The organism is Gordonia sp. SGD-V-85, assembly GCF_001456905.1.
GTDB classification, from domain to species: Bacteria; Actinomycetota; Actinomycetes; order Mycobacteriales; family Mycobacteriaceae; genus Gordonia; species Gordonia hongkongensis.
Genome location: NZ_LNQO01000009.1, coordinates 1 through 26,200, shown reverse-complemented (window position 1 = coordinate 26,200; position 26,200 = coordinate 1). Strand labels below are relative to the sequence as shown.

Below are 26,200 nucleotides of genomic sequence, written 5' to 3'. Positions count from 1 at the left end.
CCATGACCCCCGCCGGTGCAGACCCTGCCGGCGCAACCTCACCGGACCCCGACCCGTTGCCGCTCGCCGGTTTCACGATCGGGATCACCGCCGCGCGTCGCGCCGAGGAGTTCGCGGTACTGCTGGAACGACGCGGTGCCGAGGTGATGCAGGCGCCGACCATCCGCATCCTGCCGCTGGTCGACGACACCGAACTCGAGCGGGTGACCGAGGAACTCATCGCCCACCCGCCCGAGGTGATGGTCGCCACGACCGGTATCGGCTTCCGCGGGTGGGTCGAGGCCGCCGACGGGTGGGGCAACGCCGAGGCCGTCCTACGGGCGCTGTCCGAGAGCCGGCTGATCGCACGCGGCCCGAAGGCCAAGGGCGCGATCCGGGCGGCGGGGCTGCGCGAGGAGTGGTCGCCGGAGAGCGAGTCCTCCTCGGAGGTCCTCGACCGGCTGCTGGAAGAGGGCGTCGACGGCGTCCGGATCGCGGTGCAGTTGCACGGTGCCACCAGCGAGTGGGAACCGCTGCCGGACTTCTGCACGGTGCTGCGCGCCGCCGGTGCCGAGGTGGTGCCGATCCCGGTGTACCGCTGGCACATGCACCCCGACGTGGCGCGCATCGACAAGATGATCGGCGCGGTGCTCCGCGGCGATCTCGACGCGATCACCTTCACCAGCGCTCCGGCGGCGGCGTCGATCCTGACCCGTGCCAAAGAACTCGGCAAGCTGCAGCAGTTCATCCACGCACTGCGGACCGCGGTACCGGTCATGTGCGTGGGTTCGGTGACCGCCAGTCCGCTGGAGGCGCTGCAGATCCCGACGATCTACCCGCGCCGGTTCCGTCTCGGCGCGCTCGCTCGCCTGATCACCGACGAACTGCCGCGGCGGAGCCACCTGCTGCGGGTCGCCGGGCACGACACGGCCATCCGTGGCCAGGCCGTCGTGGTCGACGGCGAGCTCCGGGAGATGTCGGCGACGAGTCTGCTCCTGCTCAAACTGTTGGCCCGCAACCCCGGTCGCGTGGTCTCGCGGCAGGAGTTGCTCGCCGGTCTGCCCGGCGACAGCTCCGACACCCATGCGGTCGAGGTCGCCGTTGCGCGACTCCGCGCCGCACTGGGGGATTCGAAGATGGTGCAAACCGTCGTCAAGCGTGGTTACCGGCTCGCGGTCGACCTCGAGTACGACGCCGAAGACGAGTGAGAAGGAAGCGAGAACACATGCACGACAACCATGTACGGCTTCCGCACGGTGACCGGTTGCAGGGGTACAGCCCCGTCCTGGTCGCGCACGGGACCCGCAACCCGCACGGGGTCAACGTGATCGCAGAGATCGCCGAAGCCGTCAGCGCCCGCATCGGGCTCACCCGCACCGCATTCGTCGACGTCCTCGGACCGACGCCGAGCGAGGTCATCGCCGACCTGGAGCGTCCGGCGGTGCTGGTGCCCGCGTTCCTCGCCTCGGGCTACCACGTCCGCAAGGACCTGCCCGAACACGTCGCGGCCGCCGGCCGGGCGGACACCGTCGTCACCCGGGCGCTGGGTCCCGATCCGGCCATCGCCTCGGTCGCCCGACTCCGGCTGGCCGAAGCGGGCTGGGAACCGGGCGATGCGGTCGTGCTCGCCGCCGCCGGGTCGTCGGACGAGAGTGCCTGCGGGCAGGTTCATCTGGCCGCCCGGCAGCTGGAATCGCTGATCGGCGGACGGGTCGAGGTCGGGTTCATCACGACCGCGACCCCCACGGTGCCCGAGGCGGTCGAGCGGGCCCGGCGCACGGGACGGCGGGTCGTGATCGCCAGCCACCTCCTCGCCCCGGGCCTGTTCCATCAGCGCCTGAGCACCTACGGCGCGGACGCGGTCGCCGCACCCCTGGGGCCGGACCCCAGGATCGTCGACCTGATCGTCACGCGGATGCGCGCGGCCATCAGTCCGTACCGACGTGTGCCGGTCCCGCGCCACGTCTGAGCTGCCCTGCAAACCCACCCTTTTTCGGCATATCCAGCACCCTCCAAGGGGGTGGGTATGCCGAGAACAGGTGGGTTTGCGGGTCGGTCACGTGGCGGGGTCCCACCGGCACTCGCGCAGTCGGATTCGCCCGTCGGTGATCGGAACACCCTCCGCCCGTAGCCGTTCCAGCTGACGGGTCGCGAGATGCGGCGCCGGCCGGCCGCCGGCGGGCACCACACGGTGCCAGGGCAGGTCGGCCGAATCGGTCCGCATGATCCAGCCGACGATCCGCGGGCTGGACAACCCGGCCGCGGCGGCCAGGTCGCCGTAGGTGCTCACCTGGCCGGCCGGAATGGCCGACACGAGTGCACGGACCCGTTCGACCTGCTCCTCGGTGATGGCTGCCATCGTCGCCTCGACAGATGTCGTCGCTACAGCAGCGATCGGACCAGCGCAGCCGCGAGCCCGGGCTCGAGGAACGGCACCATGTGGCCGCAGTCGGCGTGGTGGACGGTGACCTCGTCGCCGCGCTCGCTCGCGCACGCATCGAGGAAGGCCGACCGCACGAACGGGGGCTGGACCTGGTCGGCGACCACCACGTGGGTGGGCACACCTGGCGGCGGAAGCACTGCGGGCCTTGCCATCTCGCTCCACGACGCCGCTGCGGCGGGTGCGCTCACCCGCCAACCGACCCGGCCGCGCGGCCGGGGGACGAGGTGTTCGGCGAGTTCGGCCTCCATGAGCTCGTCGGGAACGGCGGCCCAGCCCTCCGCACGTTTCGCGGCGCGGGCGGTGTCGGCATCCGCGTAGTCCCAGTTGTCGAGGCTGTCGGTGGCCACGTCGAGCGCGAATTCGGGGTCTAGGCCCTGCGCGGGGTCGAGCAGCACCAGCCCCTTCACCGCATCCGGGCGGCGGTTGGCCAGGTGCAACGCCAGCGCGCCACCGAACGAGTGACCCACGACGACCACCGGCTGCTCATCGGCGGGGATGTGTTCGTCGATCACCGCGGACAACGCCCGCACCTGGTGCTCGATGCTCCACGGCGGTCGCCACGGGGACCGGCCGTGACCGATCAGATCCGGCGCGACGAGGCGCACGCCGGGGAGGTGATCGGTCAGCGCTGCCCAGCGGCGGCCGTGCCCGGTGAGTCCGTGGATCGCGAGAACCGCAGGACCGCTGCCGAAGACATGCGTGTTGAGAGCTGTCACCCGTCCATCCTGCCGTACGCCGCGCGGCGGACTCTGACACAGGTCGCGGGCACGGCCGACGTGGTCGTCGGTGGGCCGTGATTCGATGGGTGCATGAGTCGGAAACCGGGTGCCCAGACCCCGCGGAGCGCGCTGCGTGCGCGACTCGTCGCGGCCCCCGACCCGACGGACCGGCCCCGGTACTGGCCACCGTCGGTGGCGCAGGTGATCGACCCGCCCACGAGTCGGCCGGCGGACGAGGAGCAGGCGTGGCGCCCGGTGCGGGTGCACGGCGGCCCCGGGAGCGGAAAGACCGCGCTGATCGTCGACGCCGCGGTCGCCCGCCTGCTCGACCCCGCCACCGATCCGGAGTCGGTCCTCGTCCTGGCGTCGAGCCGACGCGCCGCCGTCGCGCTCCGGGAGGAGATCACCCGGCGCGTCCTGTCCGCGGGCTCGAGCGGTCGCCGGGTGCTCGGCGGTGCGCTGCGCGAGCCACTGGTGCGGACCGTGCACTCCTACGCCTTCGCGATCCTCCGCTTACAGGCGCAGGCCCACAACAATCCGCCGCCGCGCCTCATCACGGGGTCCGAACAGGATGTCGTCCTGCGTGAACTGCTCGCCGGTGACATCGAGGACGGCGCCGGGTACTGGCCTGCCCACCTACGGCCCGCGCTGGGCACCGACGGGTTCGCCCAGGCGTTGCGCGACCTGATGATGCGCGCCGCCGAACGCGGGGTGGGTCCGGAAGAGCTTGCCGCGCTGGGGCGTACGCAGAAACGACCGGAGTGGGCCGCGGCCGCCCGTGCCTACGCGCAGTACGAGCAGAACATGCTGCTGCGCGGGGCGGTCGGGCTCGAGACCCCGGGGGCCTCGGCGCCCGCGGTCGACGCGGCCGAGTTGATCGGGTCGGCCCTGTCGGCCTTCGCCACCGATCCCGACCTGCTGAGCGGCGAGCGCCGTCGTATCCGACATCTGCTGGTCGATGACGCGCAGCATCTCGACCCGCAGGCGGCGCAGCTCATCACGCTGGTCGGCACCGGAACCCTCTCGACGATCATCGCCGCCGACACCGACCAGTCCGTGTTCGGATTCCGGGGTGCGAGTCCGCGATTCGCGGACGGGCTGTCCGAACCGGGCAGCCCGTTCGACATCCTGCTGGAACACGATCACCGCGCCCGGCCCGAGCTGTCCTGCCTCGGGCGCGCGATCGCCGCCCGGCTGCCCGGCGCTCGCCCGCACCCGTATCCCGACCCGGTGACGGATTCGGCCGACGCCGACCCGGGCGCTGCCGATGGGGGAGGCGCGGCCGCGGTGCGCGTGTACGGGTCTGCCGCGAAAGAGGCCACCGCCATCGCCGACCTCCTGCGGCGTGCGCATCTGTTCGACGGGGTCCCGTGGTCGCAGATGGCGGTCGTCGTCCGGTCGGTGTCCCTGGCCCTGCCGCCGCTCCGACGCGCCTTCCGGTCCGCGGGCGTACCCCTGACGACGCCCGCGAGCGACCTCCCCCTGCATCGGCAACGAGCCGTGATCGGACTGATGCTGGTGCTGCGCGCCGTCGCCGCGCGGGCGGCCGCGGGAGCAGATGCCGACCTGCCCGACACCACCGACTCCACCACCACCGACCCGTTCACCAGCGAGCTCTTCACCACCGAGGACACGCTCACGTTGCTGTCCGGTCCGATCGGGGCCGCCGACCCGGGCTCGATGCGCCGTCTCCGACGCGGTGTGCGGCGTCTCGATGATGCCGATGACCCAGCAGGACAACCGGATTCGCTCACGTCGCTGACCCGCGCCGTCCTCGACCCCGAGGTCGGCGCGCGCTATCGCCGACGGCTCACCGAGACCGAGGCGGCGCCGCTGGCCCGCGTGCTGGACGTCGTCGGTGCGGCCCAGCGGGTCCATGACGCGCGCCGCGGGATCGAGGAGACCCTGTGGGCGGCGTGGCAGGCCACGGGACTCGAGCGGCGGTGGGCGGCATCGGCGGTCCGCGGCGGCCCGGCCGGTGAACAGGCCGACCGCGACCTGGACGCGGTCACGGCGATGTTCGAATCCGCCGCGGATTTCACCGACACGCTGCCCGCGGCCGGGCCCGCCGGATTCGTGCACTACCTGTCCCAGTTGCAGATCCCGCGCGACAGCCGAACAGCCACCGCCGCAACCGAGTCGGTGACCGTGCTCTCCGCGCACGCCGCGGTGGGGCGGGAATGGGAGGTCGTCGCCGTCGCCGGGGTCCAGGACGGACTGTGGCCGTCGCTGCGCAGCCGGGGCGGTGTCCTCGCCACCGGGCAACTCGTCGACCTCCTCGACGGCATGGCCGCCGACGCCGTGGACACCGTCGCCCGTGGGGCGACGGCACTCGCCGACGAGCGTCGGCTCTTCCTCGTCGCCTGCACCAGGGCGCGAAGCCGGCTGCTCGTGACCGCGGTCGAGGACGGCAGCGGGGACGCCTCGCCGTCGCGGTTCATCACCGAGCTCGCAGATCTGGTGGGGGACACCGACGATCCGGCCGAGTCGGCCCGCGCCGAGGTACGGCTCGATCCAGGCGTCGACCGGGTGCTCTCGTTGCCGTCCCTCGTCGCGACACTGCGGTCGGCGGTGATCGCCGGCGTCGATGAACCCGATGCACCCCGGACGAAGGCCGCGGCGCGTCTGCTGGCCGAGCTCGCCGACTCCGACATCCCGGGTGCGCACCCGCGCGACTGGTTCGGGCTCGCCGCACCCAGCACCGACGATCCGCTGTGGACGCCGGAGTCGGGGGCGCTGACGCTCTCGCCGTCGAATATCGATGCACTGACCCGCTGTTCGCTGCGGTGGGTGCTCGAACGCAACGGCGGCCGCGACGGCGACGGCACTCCCGCGCTGACCGGCAGTCTCGTGCACACGCTCGTCCAGGCGGTCGCCGGCCAGCTCGACCCGGCCGAGGTGACGGCGGCGCTGCGCGGCATCTGGGAACGCGTCGACACCGGGGCGGGCTGGTACTCGGCTCGCGAACTCGAACGCGCCGAGGGCATGCTCGGGCACTTCCGGGAGTGGCTGCGCATCTCGCGTGCCGATCTCGAGGAGGTGGGCGTCGAATTGCCGATCGACGCAACCATTCCCGCGGCTTCGGGGCCGGATTCCGATGAGCCCGCGGTCCGGCTGCGCGGGCGTGTCGACCGCCTCGAGACCGATGGCGCCGGCCGGCCGGTCGTCGTCGACGTGAAGACCTCGAAGAACCCCATCACCAAGGCCGACGCCGACGAGCACGCGCAGATGGCGGCCTATCAGGTGGCGCTGGCGCACGGCGGCGTGCCCCAGTTCGGCGACGCCGCGCCGGGCGGCGCCCGACTGGTCTACGTGTCGACCGCGAACCGTAATTCCGGTGCGGCCGAGCGTGTTCAGTCGCCGCTCACGCCGGAGCTGCTCGACGAGTGGATCGGGGTGGTGCGTCGCGCGGCCCGGGCGAGTATCGGTCCGACGTACAGCGCGACGCCCAACCCGGGCTGTGTGCACTGCAACCTCACCACCAGCTGTCCGGCCCAGATCCCGGGGAAGGCGGTGACCGATGACTGACCTGCAGGATCGGACCGAACGGCCGATGGTCGGGGCGAAGTCGCTGGCCGCGGCGCTGGGTCTGCCCGACCCCACGCCCGAGCAGGTGGCGGTGATCGAGGCACCCATGGAGCCGATGCTCGTCGTCGCCGGAGCCGGGGCCGGCAAGACCGAGACGATGGCCTCGCGCGTGGTGTGGCTGGTGGCCAACCAACTCGTGGCCCCCGACGAGATCCTCGGACTCACCTTCACGCGCAAGGCCGCGAGCGAACTCGGCGCCCGCATCCGGCGTCGGCTATCGATGCTCGCCGGGTCGCCGGCGCTGCGGAACTGGGATCCCGACGGCGCGTTGGCCGCCCGCCTGCGCGGCGCCGACCCCGAGGTGAGCACCTACCACGCCTACGCCGGCCGGTTGATCGCCGACTACGGGCTGCTGCTGCCGGTGGAACCGTCGTCGACGCTGCTCACCGAGACCGAGCTCTGGCAGCTCGCGTTCTCCCTCGTCTCCGCGTGGCCGGGCGAACTGAACACCAAGAAGGTGCCGGCGAGTGTCACCGAGGCGGTGCTCAAGCTGTACGGCGAGATGTCCGAGCACCTCGTCGACATCGCCGACCTAGCGCAGGCGGGTTCGACGCTGTACGAACTCGTCGACACCCTCCCGAAGGGCCCCAAGCAGCGTGACAAACCGACCCAGGCGCTGCTGAAGGTCCAGGAGGTCATCGACGAACGTCGCGAGCTGATCCCGATGGTCATCGCGCTGGGCGAGACGATGCGCGCCCAGTCCGCGCTCGACTTCGGCAGCCAGATGTCGCTGGCGGCACGGCTGGTGGTGTCCAATCCCGAGGTCGTGACCGCCGAGCGCACCGCCTTCCGCGCGGTTCTCCTCGACGAGTACCAGGACACCGGCCACTCGCAACGGGTGTTGCTGTCGACCCTGTTCGGCGGGCACGGCCGTGCGCCGGTCGCGGTCACCTCGGTCGGCGACCCCATCCAGTCCATCTACGGGTGGCGTGGCGCCTCGGCGGCCAACCTGCCGCGGTTCGCGCGCGACTTCCCACGACCCGACGGGACCCCGGCCCGGCGCCTCGAACTGCTTACCAGCTGGCGCAATTCGGCCCAGGGGTTGCGGCTGGCGAATCAGATCTCCGCGGAGCTCCGACGCCGCGGTATCCCGGTCAGTGTGCTCCGGCCGCGTCCCGATGCCCCGCACGGAACGGCGTCGATCGCTCTGACCGAAACGGTTCTGGACGAACGGAACTGGATCGCCGACGCCATCGAGGAACGATACCGGGCGGCCGAGGCCGCGGACGTCGCGCCGCCGACCACCGCGATCCTGGTGCGCCGCAACGAGGATTCGGCGCCGCTGGCCGCCGAGCTCGAGAGTCGGGGCATCCCCACCGAGGTGGTCGGCATCGGCGGGCTGCTGCACGTCCCGGAGATCGAGGACATCGTCGCGACCCTGCGCGTGATGGCCGACCCGATGGCCGGGACCGCGGTCATGCGTCTGCTCACCGGGGCCCGCTGGCGGCTCGGCGCCAAGGACCTCGCCGCGCTGTGGCGTCGGGCCACCAACCTGGCGGCGGAGAGCTTCGCCGAGGCGGGCGGGGTGGTCACCAGCAGGGAAGCGCTCGACGCCGCACTCGATGCGGTGCTGCCCACCGAGATCGTCGACCGGGCGGGCATCGCCGACGCCGTCGTCGACCCGGGCGAACCCACCGACTACAGCCCCGAGGGTTACGCCCGCATCCGGGCGTTCGGTGCGCAGTTGGAGTCACTGCGCCGTCGCATCGGACAACCGCTGCCCGAACTCGTCGCCGACGTCGAGAACACGATCGGGGTCGGCGTCGAGGCGCAGATCCGGGCGCGCCGCATGCGGGGTGCGATCACCGGCCGCGAACACCTCGACGCCTTCGCCGACTACGTCAGTCATTACGCCGATCGCCCGGGAGCGAATCTGCCCGGGCTGCTGGCCTTTCTGGATGCTGCCGAGACGATCGAGAAGGGTCTCGAACCGGGCCGCATCGAGGTGGCCGAACAGCGGGTGCAGATCCTCACCGTGCATGCGGCCAAGGGCCTGGAATGGGATGTCGTCGCGATCCCGCACCTGGCGAAGGGGATCTTCCCCAGCGCCAAGGCCGACACCACGTGGCTGGGCAGTGCGCGCGAACTCCCGGCGGACCTGCGCGGCGATCTGGCCATCCCGGCCGAGGCGGCCGACGGTGCGCCGGAGGGGTTCCCGATCCTGAAGATCGACACCGTCGCCGACCGCAAGCAGCTCGAGGACGCCCTGACCGACCACAAGGCCGCGATCGGCGAACGGCGACTCGAGGAGGATCGCCGGCTGCTCTATGTGGCGCTCACCCGCGCCCGGCACGACCTGCTGATCTCGGCGCACCACTGGTCGGAGACCGGCGACAAACCCCGCGGCGGTTCGGAATTCTTCGACGAGTTGATGACCGGCATCGATGAGGCGATCGCCGACCCGAGCGTCGACTCGACCGGTCTGTCGATCGCGGTGCGGACGCCACCGCCCGAACCGGACAGCCCGAATCCGTTGGCCGAACGTGCGATCGCGGCGCCGTGGCCGCGTGATCCGCTCGCCGGCCGCCGCGACTCGGTACAGCGGGCGGCCGATCTGGTCGCCGACGCCATCGCCGGCCGCGCGGCGCCCGCGCTGTTCGACACACCTGCTGCCCAGTCCGGCCCCGCCGACGCCGAGACCCCCGCAACGCCACCGGCCGACCCCGCAGACGAGATCGGGGCGTGGGAGGCCGAGGTGTCGGCCCTGCTCGCCGAGCACCATCAGGCCAACCAGGCGCTCGTCGAGGTGTCGTTGCCGACCCATCTGTCCGTCAGCCAGCTGGTCGAACTCGACGCCGACGAGGCCGAGTTCGCTCGCCGGCTCCGCCGGCCCACCCCGTTCCGGCCCAACCCGATGGCCCGGCGCGGCACCGCGTTCCACGCCTGGGTGGAACGCTGGTTCGGGGCGACACGGCTCCTCGACATCGACGAACTGCCCGGCGCCGCCGACGCGACCGCGAGCCCGGACGCCGATCTCGAGGAACTGCGGGCCGCGTTCCTCTCCTCGCCGTGGGCGAATCGCAGCCCGACCGAGGTGGAGGTGCCCTTCGAGACCGTCATCGGCGGGATCGTCGTGCGCGGACGGATCGACGCGGTCTTCGCCGAGAAGGACGGTTCGTGGACGGTCGTGGACTGGAAGACCGGTGTGATCCCCGAACCCGCCCGCCGGGAATCACTCTTCATCCAGCTGGCCGCGTACCGCCTGGCGTGGGCGCAGCTGGCCGGGGTGGAGCCGACCAAGGTCCGCGCCGCGTTCCACTATGTGCGCGACGGGCACACCCTGGAGGCCGACGACCTGCCCGACGAGGCGACCCTCGCCGCGAAGCTGGCCCGCTGAGCGCGCCGGTGCCCCGGGACAGCTCCCGCCACATGCCTTGTGATGCCCCGAGGTGGGCTACATTGCAGCGTGTGAGCGAACTCGACGTGCGCGTGCGTGCCGGTGGCTAACCGTCTGCGCCGACGCTTCGGCGGTACCGAGCTGGCCAACCGGCCCGACCACGCACTGGTCGGCGTCGTCCGCATCCCCGAACTCCAGCAGAGCCCGAGCCGGGCGATCGGTCGGCGCGTCTTCTGGGCGACCCTGGCCCTGCTGTTCACCTCGGTTGTGGTCTGGCTGGATCGCGCCGGCTATCGCGATGCCCAGGACAACGAGTTGTCGTACCTGGACGCGCTCTACTACTCCGCGGTGACCCTTTCCACGACCGGCTACGGCGACATCACACCGATCACCCCGTTCGCCCGTTTCATCAACCTCGTCATCATCACGCCGTTGCGCGTGCTGTTCCTGATCGTGCTGATCGGTACCACCCTCGAGGTGCTCACCGAACGGTCGCGCCAGGCGCTCAAGATCCAGCGTTGGAGGAATACCGTGCGCAATCACACCGTGGTCATCGGCTACGGCACCAAGGGCCGCACCGCGGTGGACGCCATGCGGGGCGACGGCATCAAGCCCTCCGAGATCGTCGTCGTCGACGCGGACGCCACCGTGCTCGAGGCAGCCGCCTCCGACGGGCTGGTCACCGTGCGCGGCGACGCCACCAAGTCGGATGTGCTCCGCCTCGCCGGTGTCGCGCACGCCGCCAGCATCGTCGTCGCCACCAGCCGCGACGACACCGCGGTCCTCGCCACGCTCACCGCCCGCGAACTCAATCCACGGGCGAAGATCGTCGCGTCGATCCGGGAGTCGGAGAACACCCACCTGATGCGCCAGTCCGGCGCCAACTCGGTGGTGGTGTCGTCGGAGACCGCCGGCCGCCTCCTCGGGATCGCGACGATGACCCCGTCGGTGGTCGAGGTGATCGAGGACCTCCTCACCCCGGACGCCGGCTATGCCATCGCCGAACGCGAGGTCGACCCGACCGAGACCGGCGGATCGCCCGCCCACACCCGCGACATCGTCCTGGGTGTTGTGCGGAACGGTGTGCTGCACCGCGTCGACGACAGCGAGGTCGAACAGATCGAAGTCGGTGACCGGCTGCTGTACGTCCGCACCAACCCCAACGACGACTGATCGTTCCGTCATCGAGAAAGGCCGTGTCACCGTGCATTTCGACATGCCCCAGCCGCCGCTGCTGTCGCGGGCGGTGTTCGACCGGGCGGACGCGATCCGCGACGACGCCGAGCGGATGGCCGCCGGCTGGCCGACGGCCAAGGTGCTGTTGATCGACGCGGCCGGCCGCTACCCGGTCACCGATTCCGGTGCGCTGCACTGGGTTGCGGCTCCGACCGTGGCCGAGGCGCCGCCCGGGGATGCGGTGATCCTCGGCTTCGACGGGTCGGGCGGCGCCGGTGGAGCCGACCTGTGGACGCGCCGGGTGGACCACATCGACGGACCGACCGATGACGCCCGACGCGGTGCGACGCGACTGTCCGCCGACGAGGCGGGGCTCCTCGCGACCGCCCTGGGAATCCTGAACTGGCATGCGACCGCGAGTCATTCACCGGTCGACGGTTCCGTCACCCGGCCGGCCCGCGGTGGTTGGGTCCGGCGCAGTGTGGATTCCGGCCGCGACGAGTTCCCGCGGACCGACCCGGCGATCATCACCGTCGTCCACGACGGCGCCGATCGCATCCTGCTCGGCCGCCAGTCGGTGTGGCCGCAGGGTTGGTATTCGACGCTGGCCGGCTTCGTCGAGCCGGGGGAGTCGCTCGAACAGTGCGTCCTGCGCGAGGTGTACGAAGAGGTCGGGATCGTGGTGCGGGAACCGCGCTACCTCGGCAGTCAGCCGTGGCCGTTCCCGAGGTCGCTGATGCTGGGATTCGCCGCACTCGGCGACCCGGCCGACGAGTTGGCGTTCCTCGACGGCGAGATCGGCGATGCGCAGTGGTTCCATCGCGACGAGGTCCGGGCGGCGCTGACCCGGGGCGACGGCTGGTCCCGCGCCGAGGCGCTGGGTTCCGACGACGCCGACCGTCTGCGCCTCCCCGGATCGATCTCCATCGCTCGTTCGATGATCGAGGCCTGGGCGGCCGGATAGACGGGCCGCCGTCGCGCTGGACTCATCGCCGGCCGACCGGACTCAGACGCCCAGCTTCGCCTTCACGTCGGCGATCGACGGGTTGGTGGCGGTGGTGCCGTCGGCGTAGAGGACTGTCGGGACGACATGGTTGCCGCCGTTCACGCTGCCCACGAACTCGGCGGCGTCCGGGTTCAGCTCGATGTCGATCTCCTGCCAGCTGATACCGCTGCTCTTGAGGCCGCGCTTCAGGCGCGCGCAGAAGCCGCACCACGACGTGGTGTACATGGTCAGCTCACCGGAGTCGGAGGTGCGGGCGCCGGCCTCGTCGTCGATCACGTTGCTCATGGGTCCCATAACACCATGTCCGGGCCTGCTGTTCCCGTCCGCGTTGTTCGCCTGCCGGCGGCGTCGGTGGTTGGTGACATAGTGGACGCCGTGCCTCACCCGACTTCTGCCGCGAAACCCGAGTCCCCGCGTCGTGCCGCGGTGTCGGCGAGTGGCGGCGCGGTCGAGGGACTCGACCCCGAGCAGAGCGCCGCAGTCCTGGCGCCGCGCGGACCGGTGTGCGTGCTGGCCGGGGCGGGCACGGGCAAGACCCGGACCATCACCAGGCGCATCGCCCACCTCGTCGACACCGGCCAGGTCAATCCCGGCCAGGTCCTGGCGGTCACCTTCACCGCCCGCGCCGCCGGCGAGATGCGCACCCGCCTGCGCAGTCTCGGTGTCGGCGGTACGGGGGGCAGCGTCGCGGCCCAGACCTTCCACGCGGCCGCCATGCGTCAGCTGCGGTACTTCTGGCCGCGTGCCTTCGGTGACGCCCGGTGGGAGCTCCTGGACAACAAGTTCCCGCTCATCTCGCGGGCGGCTCGCCGCTCCGGCCTCGACACCTCGACCGACACGCTGCGAGACCTGTCGTCGGAGATCGAGTGGGCCAAGGCCTCGCTGATCTCACCGGAGAACTACGTCGAGGCGGTCGGCCGGCTCGGCCGCGAGTCCCCGGCACCGCCGCCGAAGGTCGCGGCCGTGTACGGGCACTACGAGGACGCCAAGGTCTCGCCCGACGGGGACCGGTTGCTCGATTTCGACGACATGCTCATCTACATGACCCAGATCCTCACCGTCGAACCGGGCGCCGCGGACGAATTCCGTTCGCGGTACCGGTGTTTCGTCGTCGACGAGTACCAGGACGTGACGCCGGTGCAGCAGGGTCTGCTGGACGCCTGGCTCGGGGAACGCGACGACCTGACGGTCGTCGGTGACGCCAACCAGACGATCTACACGTTCACCGGTGCCTCGCCGAACCATCTCTTGGATTTCAGTCGCCGGTTCCCGGAGGCCACGGTCGTCCGTCTCGAGCGCGACTACCGGTCCACCCCGCAGGTCGTCGATCTGGCGAACCGCGTCATCGGCGCCGCCCGGGGGCGCATCGCGGGAACCCGCCTGCAGCTCATCGGACAGCGCCCGCCCGGGCCGGCGCCGCAGTTCGCCGGGTACGACGACGAGCCCGCCGCCGCGACGGCGATCGCCATCGAGATCAAACACCTCATCAGATCGGGGGTCGCGCCCGCCGAGATCGCGATCCTGTACCGCGTCAACGCACAGTCCGAGAACTACGAGCAGGCCCTGACCGAGGTGGGCATCCCGTACCAGGTGCGCGGCGGCGAGGCGTTCTTCGCGCGCACCGAGGTCCGGCAGGCCATGCGGCAGCTCGCGACGGTCGCTGGCCGCGAGGTCAGACCCGACGTGGAGCTCCTCGACGTCGTACGCGCGGTGCTGGGCGAGCTGGGTCTCAGCGAGGAGCAGCCGTCCGGTGCGCAGGCGCGTAGCCGGTGGGAATCACTGAAAGCGCTGGTTCAGCTGACCGAGGACATGGTCGCCGAGAACCCGGAACTGACGCTGCCGCAGCTGTCGGCAGAACTCGCCGCCCGCGCCGAGGCGCGCCATCCCCCGACGGTGCAGGGCGTGACGCTGTCGTCGCTGCACGCGGCCAAGGGACTCGAGTGGGATGCGGTGTTCCTCGTCGGACTCACCGACGGGTCGCTGCCCATCAGCCAGGCGATCAAGGGGTCCTGGGAAGAGGTCGAGGAAGAGCGGCGACTGTTCTATGTCGGAGTGACGCGTGCCCGCGAGCACCTGCACCTGTCGTGGGCCCTGGCCCGCAACGAGGGCGGCCGTGCCCGGCGTCGCTCGCGGTTCCTCGCCGACCTCGTGCCCGACGACTCACCCGCGTCGCCGATCGCGAAGGAGCGCGCGCCCCGCCGCGGACCGACCTGCCGGGTCTGCGGTTCCCGGTTGATGGATTCGACCGCGACGCTGCTCGGTCGCTGCGCCGGGTGCCCGTCGGATCTGGACGAAGGACTGCTGGTCTCGCTCAAGGAGTGGCGTCGCGAGCGGGCCCAGGAGAAAAAGGTGCCGGCCTTCGTCGTCTTCTCCGACAAGACGCTCACCGCGATCGCCGAGCAACGACCGACCGATACCGCTGCGCTGGTGGCGATCTCGGGAATCGGGGCGAAGAAGGTCGACGAGTACGGCGCCGACATCATCGAACTCGTCAAAACCGCAGGTCAAAAATAGGTTGTGCGGGTTTCGGCCCAGCGTCTACTCTGAGTCCCGTCAGTACGGGGATGGGTTGTGTGCGTCCGTCACACCGGCCCGCCACAGTCACCGACGACCGACACGAACGCGGAAAGCCACGAGACCAGAAGGGAGTGGATCAGTGAACGGAATCACCGTGAGCCAGGCCGGCATCTGCCAGTCTGCGGCGAACCTGAGAGCAGCCGACACGTATGCGCCGAAATTGCATGCGCTGAAGCCGAATCAGCCCGCCATCGCGCGTACCGGTCGCACCCGCTCCTGGATGCCGGTCGCCCGAGCGTGCACGAGCTTTGCACGCCCGGTCGCCGTTCCGCCGGCGGCTCTGCACCTGACAGCCGAAGCGCGCGTCGCGCGAATCGCACCGCCCGCAGCAGCAGTAGCAGCCGCGCCGCGTCGGTTCCCCGTTCTGTTCCGAAGTTCCCGGAGTTAGATCTCCGAGACATTCCGGGCCACGGGCGAATCGCAGAGGCGACACCCGTGGCCCTCTTTTTCTGTCACCGAATCTCCACCCCGATCCAGGGGTCTCGGACACAGAGCCACATCGAGGACTCGGGTTCAACACCCCAAACGAGCAGATGTGGAGAAACCAATGACTGTCGAATGCGTCCTCGAGTCCTGTATGTCGGCGGACCGCGCAGCGACCGCCCGGCTCGACCTGCCCTGCCAGGTCGCCGACGCAGATCTGTGGTTCGCCGAAGACCCCCGTGACCTCGAGCGTGCCAAGGCCATGTGCGCCGAATGCCCGTTGCGGGCCCAGTGCCTGCAGGCCGCACTCGATCGATCCGAGCCCTGGGGGGTCTGGGGAGGCGAGATCTTCGAGCGCGGAGCCGTCATCGCGCGCAAGCGTCCCCGCGGTCGCCCGCGTAAGAACGTTGCATGACAACAAAACCGACGCCGCGAGCAGAAATGCTCGCGGCGTCGGTGTCGTGTCTGCGGGGTGGGGTCAGTCGCCCAGGCCGGGGACCCACTCCTCCATGATGGCCCGGTACGGGGCATGCGCCTCGAGCTGCGAGGCGATGCCGACGCAGCCCCCGAGCACGCGGAAGACCATCACGAAACGCTTGGGCACGTTCAGGTTTCGTGACGTCTTGTACACCTCGCCGCGAACATCGGTGGCCTTGCCCGCGGCCCGCTGCATCCACTTCCGGGTGAAGTGGAACGACTCGCTGTAGAGCGGATCGACGTAGGGACGCAGGTAGGCCTCGAGGTCGGCACTCGTCACCTTGTTCGCGTGGGACGGGCGGATGAACTCGGCGGAGATCATGAGTTCTTTGAGTTCGTCGTACTTCTTGTCCCGCGCCAGACGGAGAATCGGTCCGGTCTCGGGCGGGAGGCCTTCCGGATAGTGGCCGACCGCACCGAAGTCGAGTACGCCGAACCGCCCGTCGGTGGCCCGGAAGAAGTTGCCCGGATGCGGATCGCCGTGGAGGAGTCCGACCCGGTACGGCGAGCTGACCTCGAATTCGGCCATTTTCGCGGCGGCGTCGTCGCGGGTCTGCTGGTCCCCGGTGGTGATGATCTTCGACAGCGGGACGCCGTCGACCCACTCCGAGACGACGACCTTGGGTGCACTCGCGACGACCTTGGGGATGAGGAAGTCGGGATGGCCGTCGTAGGCCTTGGCGAAGGCGCGCTGATTGTCGGCCTCGCCGAGGTAATCGAGCTCGGCCTCGGTCCGGTCGATGAGTTCGTCCATCATCGCCTTGACGTCGGTGCCGGGGGACAGGCGCTGCAGGAGTCCGGACATGCGGGACAGGGTCTTCAGATCGGCCTTCAGTGCGTGGTCGGCCCCGGGGTACTGGACCTTGACCGCGACCTCACGGCCGTCCGACCAAATTCCTTTGTGTACTTGTCCGATCGACGCCGATGCCGCGGGCTCGTCGGAGAATTCCCGGAAACGCTCGCGCCACCGGGTGCCGAGCTGCTGGTCGAGCACCTTGTGGACCTTCGCGGCCGGCATGGGCGGGGCGTCGGCCTGCAACTTGGTGAGCGCTTCGCGGAACGGCTCGCCGAACTCGTCGGGGATCGCGGCTTCCATGATCGAGAGCGCCTGCCCGACCTTCATGGCGCCGCCCTTGAGTTCGCCGAGAACGGCGAACAGTTGTTCGGCGGACTTCTCCAGGAGCTCCTGGTTGACCTCGTCCTTGTCCCTTCCGACCATGCGCTTGCCGAAACCGGCAGCAGCCCGCCCGGCCATACCGATCGGAAGAGAGGCCAGTTTCGCGTTGCGGCGACCCTGTCCTTTGGTGATGTCGGTCATAGCATCCTTTCCGCGTCACACAATAGACGACCTGGCTTGCTGATCCGGTGCGGGACGACAATCGCAGGCCGGGTGCGGCGACCATTGTCTGATGTCCAGCCGCGTCGGGTCATCTCGGAATTCCAACACATGGTCGAGCAGCTGCGGATCGGGTCGTGGCTCCACATGCGGCCGGTCGCGTACGGCCTCCACCAATTGCTCGATCTGCGAGTGGGCCATCGCGGCGGTCATCGCCACCACGGCCGGGCTCGCCTGACCCGACGTCCGGATCAGCTGGACGGCCAGGGCCGGCCAGTCCGGGTCCGCGTCGGACCGGTGACGGTCCGCGCACATGAGGCAACTCGACAGTCCGGGGAGCACCAGCGGGCCGACGATGCCCACCCCGTCGCGGACCCGGACCAGCAGATGGGGTATCCGGGCCCGGGTCAGTGCGAACACCACCCGCGGATCGTGGACGACGAAGTCGGTCAGGATCACCAGGTCGGTGTCGACGGCATCGAGCGTCCCGTCGGGTAGCCGCCGCATCGTCCGTCGAGCTGACAAACCCATGCTGCGCAACGAATTCGACAGCTGTTCGCTGATCGGCCCCTGGCCATGGATCAGGATGTGGAACTCCGCGGCCGTGGGCGGGCGGTCGACAACCGCTCGGCCGGCCGACACCAGACTGCTCAGGACCAGATCGAGGTCGTCGTCGTGGAGGCCGGCCCGTCGGGCGCGGCGAGCGAAGGTGTCCGCCGTGCACGGATCCTCCAACGATCGAAGCAGCCCGGCGACGGAATACGCCGACACCGAGGCGTCGAAGTCGAGGAGCAGGCTGTCGGCCGGATCGATGCCCACGCGGACCGAGTTGCCCGGCTGGACGATGACGGGCGTCCCCGGGAGCAGCCGCGGGACCGCGGGCGGAACAGCGCAGGGGGACACCGAGATGGCGCTGGAACTCGTCCGGGCTGGCGACATGCGGCAACTCTGCCAGCCGAACGCCGTCGCGGGCGCTCGGCGAGCAGGTTATCCACAGCATGGCGTGTTCCACCGGTGGTGTGGATTCCTACGATCCGCCTCGTGCCGATTCGCCGCCGTCATCGTTACGGGACTCGTCGGTGGCGTCGCGCGCCTTCTCCTCGGCGATGGTCTTCTCGAGCTGGGCGATCGGGTCGTCGAGGTCGTCGCCGCCCAGGAGCCGGTCGATGAAACCCGCAGGGTTGTCGAGGTCGTCGGCATCCGGCAGCAGATCAGGGTGTGCCCACACGCCGTCCCTGGTCGCGACGTCGGTGGCCTCCAGCGCGCGGCGCCACAGCTCCGACGCCTCGCGGACCTTGCGGGGCCGAAGCTCGAGACCGACGAGGGTTGCGAATGTCTGCTCGGCCGGCCCGCCCGACGCGCGCCGACGCCGCATGGTCTCGGTGAGTGCCCCGGTACTCGGGATCCGGTCGCCGAGCGCTCGGGTCACGACCTGCTCCACCCAGCCCTCGATCAGGGCGAGGAGGGTCTCGAGACGGCCGAGGGCCGCTTTCTGCTCAGGTGTCGTGGTCGGCTCGAACGACGTCGATGAACTGATGATCTCCTCGAGTTTCGAAGGGTCGGAGAGCAATTGGGTCGGGTCGATCCCGGCGGTGGCGTCGGTGATACCGCTGAAATCGATACTGATGCCGCGGGCGTATTCCTCGACGGTGGTCAGCAACCGCTGACGCAGCCAGCCGACGTGGGTGAACAGGCGCACATGGGCGGCCTCGCGCGCGGCGAGGAAGACGATGATCTCCTGCGCCGGCTGCTCCAGACCCTCGGCGAACTTGGCGATCGCCTCGGGGAGCAGGACGGCGATCCCCTCGGGCGCCAGCGGCAGCCCGACGTCGGTCGACGTCAGCACCTCCTTGGCGAGCTGACCGAGCCCCTGTCCGAGCTGGGTGCCGAACGCCATGCCGCTCATCTGGGTCAGCATCCCGATCATCGGGCCGGCGAACTGGGCCGCCTCGGCGGGGAGGTTGTCCTGCCAGGTTCGGGCCAGCTGCTCGGCCACCGGGTCGCACAAACCCTTCCACGTGTCCATCGACTCCTCGAGCCATTGGACCGGTGTCCACGCCACCGTCTGGGTGACGCCGCTGGGGAAATTCGTCGCGTCGTCGAGCCAGACGTCGGCGAGCCGGACCGCATCGGCCGAGGCCGAGATCTCCTTCTCGAGGATCGGGGTGAACGAACCGATCTGCTGCCGGGCGAGATTGGTCGCGACCGAGTAGTTCACCGGACCGTTTCCGCCGCCCGCCATGCCCGCGCCCATACCGCTGAACATGTTGCCCAGTTGCGAGAACATCTGGCCGATCATGTTGGGATCGAACTTCGAGGGGTCGAAGTCGCCGCCGGGACCGCCGCCGAACCCCTGCCCGCCCCCGAATCCGAACGGGTTGGCCCCGCCGAACGGGTTGCCACCGGGATTGTCGCCCGGCTTGTTCTTGTCACCGCTGTTCTTGTCGCGGTCGTCATCGCCGTCACCGGACGACGAGAAGCCGAAGGGCAGATCACTCATGGGCTCCACCGTACCGCCCGGTGAGGCCCGCAAACGGCGACGACTGTTCGCCCTGCGCGTAGTCGGCTCATGGTCGTCGGCGCATCCGACTCGTGGTCGCTGCGGGGCACTATCGTGTGCGGAATGAGTTCGAGCCCCCGATTCCGGAGAATCGCCGCGGCCGCGGTCTCCACCGTGGTCCTGCTGGCGTTGCTGGTGCTCGGCACGCAGGTGCAGGTGCCCTACGCCGCGCTCGGGCCCGGACCCACCCTCAACACCCTCGGCACGACGAAGGTGGAGGACGACGGGGCAGTGGTGGAGCGCAAGGTCGTGCAGATCGACGGTGCGCCGACCGATCCGACGACCGGCCACCTCAACCTCACCACCGTCTCGGTGCGGGACGGGATCTCGCTGTTCGACGCCCTGGGCATGTGGGTGTCGGGCACCTACTCGCTGACGCCGCGCGACCAGGTCTATCCGCCCGACCGCACCACCGAGCAGGTTCAGGAGGAGAACGCGCAGCAGATGACGGGGTCCGAGGAGAACGCGACGGTCGCCGCGCTCCGTTACCTCGATCGTCCCACCGCGTTGCGCATCGCGAGCGTCGCACCCGACGGGCCCGCGGTCGACGTGCTGCGCGCCGGCGACGAGGTCGTGGCGGCCGGCGGCGTGCCGGTGGAAACGGGTGAGCAGCTGCGGAAGGTCGTCGGCGACAATCCGCCGGGGACCGTCCTGCCCATCGAGATCGTCCGCGCCGGTGCCCGGCAGACCGTGTCGGTGACCCTCGGCACGCATCCGGCCGACTCCGAGGCCGGATACCTGGGCGTCGTTCCGGAGGTGGTCGATGCCGATCCGCGCCTCGAGGTTACCTATAACGTGGGGGACATCGGGGGACCGTCGGCGGGGATGATGCTGGCACTCGCGGTCATCGACCAGCTGAGTCCCGGCGAGCTGACCTCCGGCAAGTTCATCGCGGGCACCGGCACGATCACCGACGAGGGGGTTGTCGGTCCCATCGGTGGAATCACGCACAAGACCCGGGCCGCTCGCGACGCCGGCGCGACCGTCTTCCTGGTCCCCGCCCGCAACTGTGCCGAGGCGGTCTCGGAGCGACCGGACGGACTGGAGCTGGTGAAGGTCGACACCCTCGAGGGCGCTGTCGACGCGCTGAACGCGGTCGGCGCGGGCCGTCCGGCGCCGACCTGCTGAGGCTTGCCAATACTGCCGCGTCAGCCCCGGTCGGACGACTCCGGTAGATCGGGAGCGAAGGTGTCGCGCAGCGCGGCCCGCAGTTCGAGTGCCAGTTGCGGGTGGGTCAGCAGTTCGGGTTCCCCGTCGGGTTCGGGTCGAAGACGCATCAGCGCGAGATCGGCGCCGGTGCGCAGCACCCCGACCACCAGCCGCGCAACCTCCTCGCCCGGATGGTGATCGCCGGTGTCGGTGACCACGAAGCGGGGCGTCCGGTCGTCGTCGTCTTCGGGATCGGCGATGACGATCTCCATACTCACCGCCGCCCCGGCGACCTCCTCTGGCCAGACCGCCGAGGCGAGGAACTCGTCGAGGTCGTCGACGTCTTCCTCCACCGGGGTGAACACCGAACCGTCGTCGGCGATCACCTCGGGAAGCTGTGCGTGGAGGAGGGCGGTCGGCGCCAGCGCGAACACGGACGGTGACTGACCCCAGCCACGGGAGTCGAGGTGTTCCATGATCTCGTTCAACGCGCTGCCGAGATCGTCGGTGGAGAAGGCGCGTGGGGTCGTCGGGAGGTCGGGCACGTGCTCATCCTGCCCCGGATCGCGGTGCGACCGCGAGTCTGCGACGCCGCCAGGGAACCGCTGAGGTGTGGCGATCGTTGAGCGGGCGCCCCGAGTGAGTTGGTCACCCGGGTGGTGCCAGTACAGTGGGCACCACGCCCAGCAGGCACGTGTGCGCGGGTGGTGTCCGGATTGAGAGCTTTGGAGAGTGGGTCTGGTGGGCGTCCGAGGGCCGGCGGGAATGCCGACACTGTCACGCAGGAGCAAGATCATCATCGGGCTCGGCGTGGCCGTCCTGGTGCTGTTGCTCGTCGGGCCACGCCTGATCGGTCTCGCGACCGACTGGCTCTGGTTCTCCGACGTCGGATATTCGAGCGTCTTCACCAAGGTGATCTGGACGCGCGTGATCCTGTTCCTGATCACGACGATCGTCGTCGGACTCATCATCTTCGGGGCGGTCTCCCTCGCGTACCGCAGCCGCCCGGTGTTCGTACCGACCGCGGGCCCGAACGATCCGCTCGCCCGGTACCGCACGGCCATCATGGGCAAGGTCCGCTGGTTCGCCATCGTTCCGGCGGTGATCATCGGCGCCCTGGCCGGCCTGGTCGCGCAGGGGTCCTGGGCGACCGTCCAGATGTTCCTGCATGGTCAGTCGTTCGGTCGGACAGACCCGCAGTTCAACCTCGACATCGGGTTCTACGCCTTCGACCTGCCGTTCTTCCGCTTCGTGCTCAACCTGCTGTTCGTCGTGGTCGTGGTGGCGTTCCTGGCGAACCTGGTCACGCACTACCTGTTCGGCGGTATCCGCCTGGGGCAAGGCGGTGGTTCGGTCACGACCGCGGCACGCATTCAGCTCGCGGTGCTGGCGGGCACCTTCCTACTGCTGAAAGCGGCCGCCTACTGGCTCGACCGGTACACCCTGCTGTCCAGTCAGCGGAAGGCCGAGATCTTCCCGGGGGCGAGTTACACCGACATCAACGCGGTGCTGCCGTCGAAGCTCATCCTGATGGCGATCGCGATCATCTGTGCGGTGGCGTTCTTCGCCGGGATCGTGCTCCGCGACCTGCGGGTGCCGGCACTGGCCACCGTCTTGATGTTGTTCTCCGCGTTGCTCATCGGGGTCGGCTGGCCGCTGACGATGGAGCAGTTCTCGGTCAAGCCGAATGCCGCGCAGAAGGAAGCCGAGTACATAGAACGCGCGATCACCTCGACCCGCGAGGCGTACGGCATCGGGCCGGACAAAGTCATCACCCAGCCGGGCTGGACCGCCGGGCCGGCAAACCCGGCGCTGGTGAACAGCGATGAACCGACGCTGTCGAACGTCCGGATCCTGGACCCGAATGTGGTGTCCCCGACGTTCATCCAGCAGCAGCAGCGCCAGAACTTCTACGGATTCCCGACGCAGCTGGCGGTCGACCGCTATCGCATCGACGGCGAGCTACGCGACTTCGTGGTGTCGGTGCGCGAGCTCGATCCGAGTCGCTACCTCGAAAACCAGCAGAACTGGCTGAACAAGCACCTCGTGTACACCCACGGCGACGGGTTCGTCGCCGCCCCGGCCAACCGGGTGAAGGAGTCGACAGACGTCAACAACGTCGACGGTGGCGGCGATCCGTTCTACTACGTCAGCGACACCTCGAACTACCAGACCGAGGAGTACAAGCGGGACGCCCCGATCAAGGTGTCACAGCCGCGGATCTACTTCGGCGAGCTGCTCGCGAAGATCGACCCGGATTACGCGATCGTCGGTTCCGACGACGGGCAGGCTCGGGAACACGACATCGGGGACGACAAGTACACCTACCAGGGGCCGGCGGGAGTCTCGCTCGGCAACTGGTTCTCCCGAGCCCTCTATGCCGGCAAATACGCCGAGCGGAACTTCCTGCTGTCGGGCGAGATCAACTCGGCATCGAAGATCATCTACAACCGCGATCCCCGGGACCGCGTCGAACAGGTCGCACCGTGGCTGACGGTCGATTCGAAGACGTACCCCGCGGTGATGGAGGACGGCTCGATCAAGTGGATCGTCGACGGTTACACCACCCTCGACGACTACCCGTACTCGCAGCCCACGTCGTTGCAGAGCGCGACCGCCGACGCCCAGGACCTCAACCCGGGGCAGACCGGTCGGACGCAGATCAACAAGACCGTGTCCTACGTGCGCAACTCGGTGAAGGCGACCGTCGATGCCTACACCGGCGAGGTCGAGCTGTATCAGTTCGACACCGATGACCCGGTGCTGAAGACGTGGATGGAGGTCTTCCCCGACACGGTCAAGTCCCGCGCAGACTTCGACGCGCAGACCTCCCTGCGGGATCACGTCCGCTACCCCGAGGACATCTTCAAGATCCAGCGGTCGCTGCTGACCCGCTACCACGTCGATTCGCCCCAGACGTTCTTCCAGGCGAGCGATTTCTGGTCGGTGCCCTCCGATCCGACGGACCCGGACGCCGAGCAGCGCGGACTGGACCAGCCCCCGTACTACTTCGTGGCCTCGGATCCGGAGAGCGGTGAGCCGACGTTCCAGCTGACCTCGGTGCTGACGCGACTCAACCGACCGATCCTGGGCGCCTATGTGACCGTGTCGTCGAATCCCGAGAACTACGGTCAGATGACGGTCAAGCAGTTGCCCAGCAACTCCCAACGGTCCGGTCCGCAGCAGGCGTTCAACCCGATGCGCACCGACCGAACGGTGGCGGAATCACTGAAGTCGCTCGAGAACACGGCGACGGTAACCTTCGGTAATCTCCTCACGCTTCCGGTGGGCGACAACGGCATCCTGTACGTCGTCCCGTTGTACGCACAGGCCCAGGGCGAAGAGGCCTTCCCCCGTCTGTTCCGTGTGATCACGAGGTTCGAATCGGCAGACCGGGTATCCGGGATCGGTTATGCACCCACGACCCGCGAGGCTCTGCGGCAGGTCGGCATCACGCCCGCTGCCGGAGTGGTCCCCGGAGATCAGCAGGCACCGCCCGCGCCGGACCAGGCCGGAACGCCGGCACCGGCCACGCCGACGCCGAATCAACCTCCGCAGCAGGGTGATTCGCCCGAGCGGGACGACGCGGCAAACGCCATCAGTGACGCGATCACGGCGCTACGCCAGGCTCAGCAGAGTGGCGACTTCGCAGCGTACGGCGAGGCACTCGACCAGCTGAGTCAGGCGGTTGCCCGCTACGAGTCGCTGGCGGCTCCCAACTAGTCGAACGACGACCCAGGCCGGGCGCTATCTGCGAGTCATACCGCTATCCGCGGTATTTCCGCAGGTAGCGCTCGGTTTCGTTGGGGGTGTTGTCGGGGAGCACCGGGCTGTGGTGGTGCCGGTGGCCCAGCGAGAAGAAGATCGACACCGCCGTGGTGAAAGCCGCGACCATCAGCAGGCCGCAGATGATCGCGGGGCCGACATTCCCGACCGCCATGTGGACCAGCCAGAGCGCGGCCATGGCGAATCCGGTCAGTGCCAAGACGAATCCGACGAAACTCATCGGATGGTTCCCGTGGCTCTCGTGGTGGAAGCGGTGGGTGTTCATGGTTCCTCCTCGGCGGGGCGTCTCGTGAGCCGAGTGTACGCCTGATGTGACTGGCATCACATTGAACAGCGGCGAAGGACGGGTCGTCCGGGTCGTCACGTCACCTGGGGAAATCGAGGTGCGAGTGACCGCCGTCACTGGCGTTTCCCCAGGTCGGGTGGGGTTGGAGTATCGATTTGCATCGCTGACAAACCGGTGTGTAACGTTGTGTTCACCAACGCGGGGTGGAGCAGCTCGGTAGCTCGCTGGGCTCATAACCCAGAGGTCGCAGGTTCAAATCCTGTCCCCGCTACCAACACCAAGAACCCCCGCCCGGGACACCCGGGCGGGGGTTCTTGTTATGTGCGGTCCTGTCGAAGGCGGGACAAGCCCGACGCTTCGGGAACCCAACCGGGCAGGCCCGGCTGCGGCCGCATCAGCGGGCGGATCCTCCGCTCTGGTCGGTCCCCGTGGCACCGTCGCGGCTTGTCGACCGAACAGTCTGCGAAGTCTGCACTCCGAGGTCGTCGCATCGCGCGTCGTACCCACTCTGACCAGGCGATTTGACGACGGGTACGGCGGTGCGTAACTTATGTCGAGTCAGCGAGCCACGGCGCCGCCCCGGAGGACCTGGAAGGGTCTGATGGCGGGGAGTGGAGACCGGGTTTGTCGTTGACCGCCCCTTGTTTGTTCTGGTTCGGGACTTTGTGTTTCGGGTAGGATGTTGGGGCTGCCAGGTCACCTGAGTCCGAAATTCTTCGGGGTTGCGGGCTGCGGGATGGGTCTGGTAGGCTGGAAGAGTTGCCCCGGAGACGGGGTGGCTGGCAAGGTTGAATGCGAAGTCTGCTGGTGAGAGCCCTGTTTTGGGGTGGGTAGCTGGTGGGTGTGTGTTCTTTGAGAACTCGATAGTGTGATGATGAATTGTCTGATGCCATTTGGCATCGTGCATCTTTTGTGGATGTAGATGTTTGTTTTTTGTGTGGCGCTCGGGCCCCGTCCTGGGTGTCACATTTTGCTAGGTCTATTTTGGTCAGGTTGTGCTTTCCTGATTGTGTTGAAACGCCGGCCCTTGTGGGGTTGGTTTTGTTTCACTGTTTTTTCATGGAGAGTTTGATCCTGGCTCAGGACGAACGCTGGCGGCGTGCTTAACACATGCAAGTCGAACGGAAAGGCCCAGCTTGCTGGGTACTCGAGTGGCGAACGGGTGAGTAACACGTGGGTGATCTGCCCTGCACTCTGGGATAAGCCTGGGAAACTGGGTCTAATACCGGATATGACCAACTGTCGCATGGTGGTTGGTGGAAAGCTTTTGCGGTGTGGGATGGGCCCGCGGCCTATCAGCTTGTTGGTGGGGTAATGGCCTACCAAGGCGACGACGGGTAGCCGACCTGAGAGGGTGA

Annotated in this window: 18 protein-coding genes, 1 tRNA gene and 1 rRNA gene; 12 read left to right on the top strand and 8 right to left on the bottom strand. The window is 69.1% G+C overall.

Features of this window, described 5'->3' with window-relative positions; translation table 11 throughout:
- The first annotated feature begins 2 nt into the window (after positions 1-2).
- A complete protein-coding gene (locus AS181_RS12345) occupies positions 3-1,187 on the top strand; it encodes a uroporphyrinogen-III synthase (protein WP_058252010.1) in 1,185 nt (394 codons plus the stop codon).
- Between the two features lie 17 nt (positions 1,188-1,204).
- On the top strand, positions 1,205-1,948 hold the full coding sequence (locus tag AS181_RS12340) for a sirohydrochlorin chelatase (RefSeq protein ID WP_055475542.1): 744 nt from the start codon (positions 1,205-1,207) through the stop codon (positions 1,946-1,948).
- Between the two features lie 87 nt (positions 1,949-2,035).
- Here AS181_RS12340 and AS181_RS12335 read toward each other — a convergent pair whose 3' ends face one another.
- Together AS181_RS12335 and AS181_RS12330 are read right to left on the bottom strand one after the other, a co-directional pair.
- Positions 2,036-2,338 carry an MGMT family protein gene (locus AS181_RS12335; protein ID WP_058251895.1) on the bottom strand — a complete coding sequence of 101 codons (303 nt, stop codon included), beginning with the start codon at positions 2,336-2,338 and terminating at the stop codon, positions 2,036-2,038.
- Positions 2,339-2,361: 23 nt separating this feature from the next.
- On the bottom strand, positions 2,362-3,138 hold the full coding sequence (locus AS181_RS12330) for an alpha/beta fold hydrolase (protein WP_058251894.1): 777 nt from the start codon (positions 3,136-3,138) through the stop codon (positions 2,362-2,364).
- A gap of 93 nt (positions 3,139-3,231) precedes the next feature.
- On the opposite strand from AS181_RS12330, the gene AS181_RS12325 reads away from it, so the two are divergent.
- The 4 genes from AS181_RS12325 (at position 3,232) to nudC (ending at position 12,206) form a co-directional block, all read left to right on the top strand.
- Positions 3,232-6,669, top strand: a complete 3,438-nt coding sequence (locus AS181_RS12325; RefSeq protein ID WP_058251893.1) for an ATP-dependent helicase — start codon at positions 3,232-3,234, stop codon at positions 6,667-6,669.
- Positions 6,662-10,066, top strand: coding sequence for an ATP-dependent helicase (locus AS181_RS12320; RefSeq protein WP_058251892.1), 3,405 nt, complete (start codon positions 6,662-6,664; stop codon positions 10,064-10,066). Before AS181_RS12325 ends, AS181_RS12320 begins: the two co-directional genes overlap by 8 nt.
- Before the next feature lie 102 nt (positions 10,067-10,168).
- Positions 10,169-11,239 carry a potassium channel family protein gene (locus AS181_RS12315; protein WP_058252009.1) on the top strand — a complete coding sequence of 357 codons (1,071 nt, stop codon included), beginning with the start codon at positions 10,169-10,171 and terminating at the stop codon, positions 11,237-11,239.
- Positions 11,240-11,282: 43 nt separating this feature from the next.
- Entirely contained in the window at positions 11,283-12,206 is a 924-nt protein-coding gene (nudC, locus tag AS181_RS12310; RefSeq protein ID WP_442902780.1) for an NAD(+) diphosphatase, read from the top strand.
- Positions 12,207-12,248: 42 nt separating this feature from the next.
- Here the strand turns inward: nudC and AS181_RS12305 are convergent, their stop codons facing one another.
- Positions 12,249-12,533, bottom strand: coding sequence for a mycoredoxin (locus AS181_RS12305; protein ID WP_058251890.1), 285 nt, complete (start codon positions 12,531-12,533; stop codon positions 12,249-12,251).
- 81 nt (positions 12,534-12,614) lie between these two features.
- Here AS181_RS12305 and AS181_RS12300 point away from each other — a divergent pair, with 81 nt between their 5' ends.
- Together AS181_RS12300 and AS181_RS12295 are read left to right on the top strand one after the other, a co-directional pair.
- Complete coding sequence (locus AS181_RS12300; protein WP_058251889.1) at positions 12,615-14,762, top strand: ATP-dependent helicase; 2,148 nt, start codon at positions 12,615-12,617, stop codon at positions 14,760-14,762.
- Positions 14,763-15,372: 610 nt separating this feature from the next.
- Positions 15,373-15,663 carry a WhiB family transcriptional regulator gene (locus AS181_RS12295; RefSeq protein WP_058251888.1) on the top strand — a complete coding sequence of 97 codons (291 nt, stop codon included), beginning with the start codon at positions 15,373-15,375 and terminating at the stop codon, positions 15,661-15,663.
- A 63-nt stretch (positions 15,664-15,726) separates the two neighbouring features.
- Here AS181_RS12295 and AS181_RS12290 read toward each other — a convergent pair whose 3' ends face one another.
- From AS181_RS12290 to AS181_RS12280, 3 genes are all read right to left on the bottom strand, one after another.
- Positions 15,727-17,043: an ABC1 kinase family protein gene (locus tag AS181_RS12290; RefSeq protein WP_058251887.1), complete on the bottom strand. Its 1,317-nt coding sequence runs from the start codon at positions 17,041-17,043 to the stop codon at positions 15,727-15,729.
- Between the two features lie 15 nt (positions 17,044-17,058).
- Positions 17,059-18,000, bottom strand: a complete 942-nt coding sequence (locus tag AS181_RS12285; RefSeq protein ID WP_091344360.1) for a hypothetical protein — start codon at positions 17,998-18,000, stop codon at positions 17,059-17,061.
- A gap of 88 nt (positions 18,001-18,088) precedes the next feature.
- Positions 18,089-19,561: a zinc-dependent metalloprotease gene (locus AS181_RS12280; RefSeq protein ID WP_058251886.1), complete on the bottom strand. Its 1,473-nt coding sequence runs from the start codon at positions 19,559-19,561 to the stop codon at positions 18,089-18,091.
- Between the two features lie 123 nt (positions 19,562-19,684).
- Here AS181_RS12280 and AS181_RS12275 point away from each other — a divergent pair, with 123 nt between their 5' ends.
- Entirely contained in the window at positions 19,685-20,749 is a 1,065-nt protein-coding gene (locus AS181_RS12275; protein ID WP_058252007.1) for a YlbL family protein, read from the top strand.
- A 20-nt stretch (positions 20,750-20,769) separates the two neighbouring features.
- On the opposite strand, the gene AS181_RS12270 is transcribed toward AS181_RS12275, so the two are convergent.
- The gene (locus tag AS181_RS12270) at positions 20,770-21,315 is read right to left on the bottom strand and encodes a PPA1309 family protein (RefSeq protein WP_058251885.1); all 546 of its coding nucleotides are present in this window, start codon (positions 21,313-21,315) and stop codon (positions 20,770-20,772) included.
- A gap of 220 nt (positions 21,316-21,535) precedes the next feature.
- Between AS181_RS12270 and AS181_RS12265 the strand changes: the two genes are divergently transcribed.
- A complete protein-coding gene (locus AS181_RS12265) occupies positions 21,536-24,493 on the top strand; it encodes a UPF0182 family protein (protein WP_231742396.1) in 2,958 nt (985 codons plus the stop codon).
- Positions 24,494-24,536: 43 nt separating this feature from the next.
- Here AS181_RS12265 and AS181_RS12260 read toward each other — a convergent pair whose 3' ends face one another.
- Positions 24,537-24,821, bottom strand: a complete 285-nt coding sequence (locus AS181_RS12260) for a hypothetical protein (protein WP_058251883.1) — start codon at positions 24,819-24,821, stop codon at positions 24,537-24,539.
- Positions 24,822-25,039: 218 nt separating this feature from the next.
- On the opposite strand from AS181_RS12260, the gene AS181_RS12255 reads away from it, so the two are divergent.
- Together AS181_RS12255 and AS181_RS12250 are read left to right on the top strand one after the other, a co-directional pair.
- Positions 25,040-25,116: transfer RNA gene (locus AS181_RS12255), tRNA-Met, on the top strand.
- A gap of 782 nt (positions 25,117-25,898) precedes the next feature.
- Positions 25,899-26,200 (top strand): 16S ribosomal RNA (locus AS181_RS12250); the annotation flags it as partial.

Bases quoted from the DNA above. Each gene is read 5' to 3' on its own strand.
- AS181_RS12345 (WP_058252010.1), top strand. From the start codon at position 3: ATGACCCCCGCCGGTGCAGACCCTGCCGGCGCAACCTCACCGGACCCC.
- nudC (WP_442902780.1), top strand. From the start codon at position 11,283: ATGCCCCAGCCGCCGCTGCTGTCGCGGGCGGTGTTCGACCGGGCGGAC.
- AS181_RS12260 (WP_058251883.1), bottom strand. From the start codon at position 24,821: ATGAACACCCACCGCTTCCACCACGAGAGCCACGGGAACCATCCGATG.
- AS181_RS12305 (WP_058251890.1), bottom strand. From the start codon at position 12,533: ATGAGCAACGTGATCGACGACGAGGCCGGCGCCCGCACCTCCGACTCC.
- AS181_RS12325 (WP_058251893.1), top strand. From the start codon at position 3,232: ATGAGTCGGAAACCGGGTGCCCAGACCCCGCGGAGCGCGCTGCGTGCG.
- AS181_RS12335 (WP_058251895.1), bottom strand. From the start codon at position 2,338: ATGGCAGCCATCACCGAGGAGCAGGTCGAACGGGTCCGTGCACTCGTG.
- AS181_RS12275 (WP_058252007.1), top strand. From the start codon at position 19,685: ATGAGTTCGAGCCCCCGATTCCGGAGAATCGCCGCGGCCGCGGTCTCC.
- AS181_RS12290 (WP_058251887.1), bottom strand. From the start codon at position 17,043: ATGACCGACATCACCAAAGGACAGGGTCGCCGCAACGCGAAACTGGCC.
- AS181_RS12340 (WP_055475542.1), top strand. From the start codon at position 1,205: ATGCACGACAACCATGTACGGCTTCCGCACGGTGACCGGTTGCAGGGG.
- AS181_RS12280 (WP_058251886.1), bottom strand. From the start codon at position 19,561: ATGAGTGATCTGCCCTTCGGCTTCTCGTCGTCCGGTGACGGCGATGAC.
- AS181_RS12320 (WP_058251892.1), top strand. From the start codon at position 6,662: ATGACTGACCTGCAGGATCGGACCGAACGGCCGATGGTCGGGGCGAAG.
- AS181_RS12265 (WP_231742396.1), top strand. From the start codon at position 21,536: ATGCCGACACTGTCACGCAGGAGCAAGATCATCATCGGGCTCGGCGTG.
- AS181_RS12295 (WP_058251888.1), top strand. From the start codon at position 15,373: ATGACTGTCGAATGCGTCCTCGAGTCCTGTATGTCGGCGGACCGCGCA.
- AS181_RS12285 (WP_091344360.1), bottom strand. From the start codon at position 18,000: ATGTCGCCAGCCCGGACGAGTTCCAGCGCCATCTCGGTGTCCCCCTGC.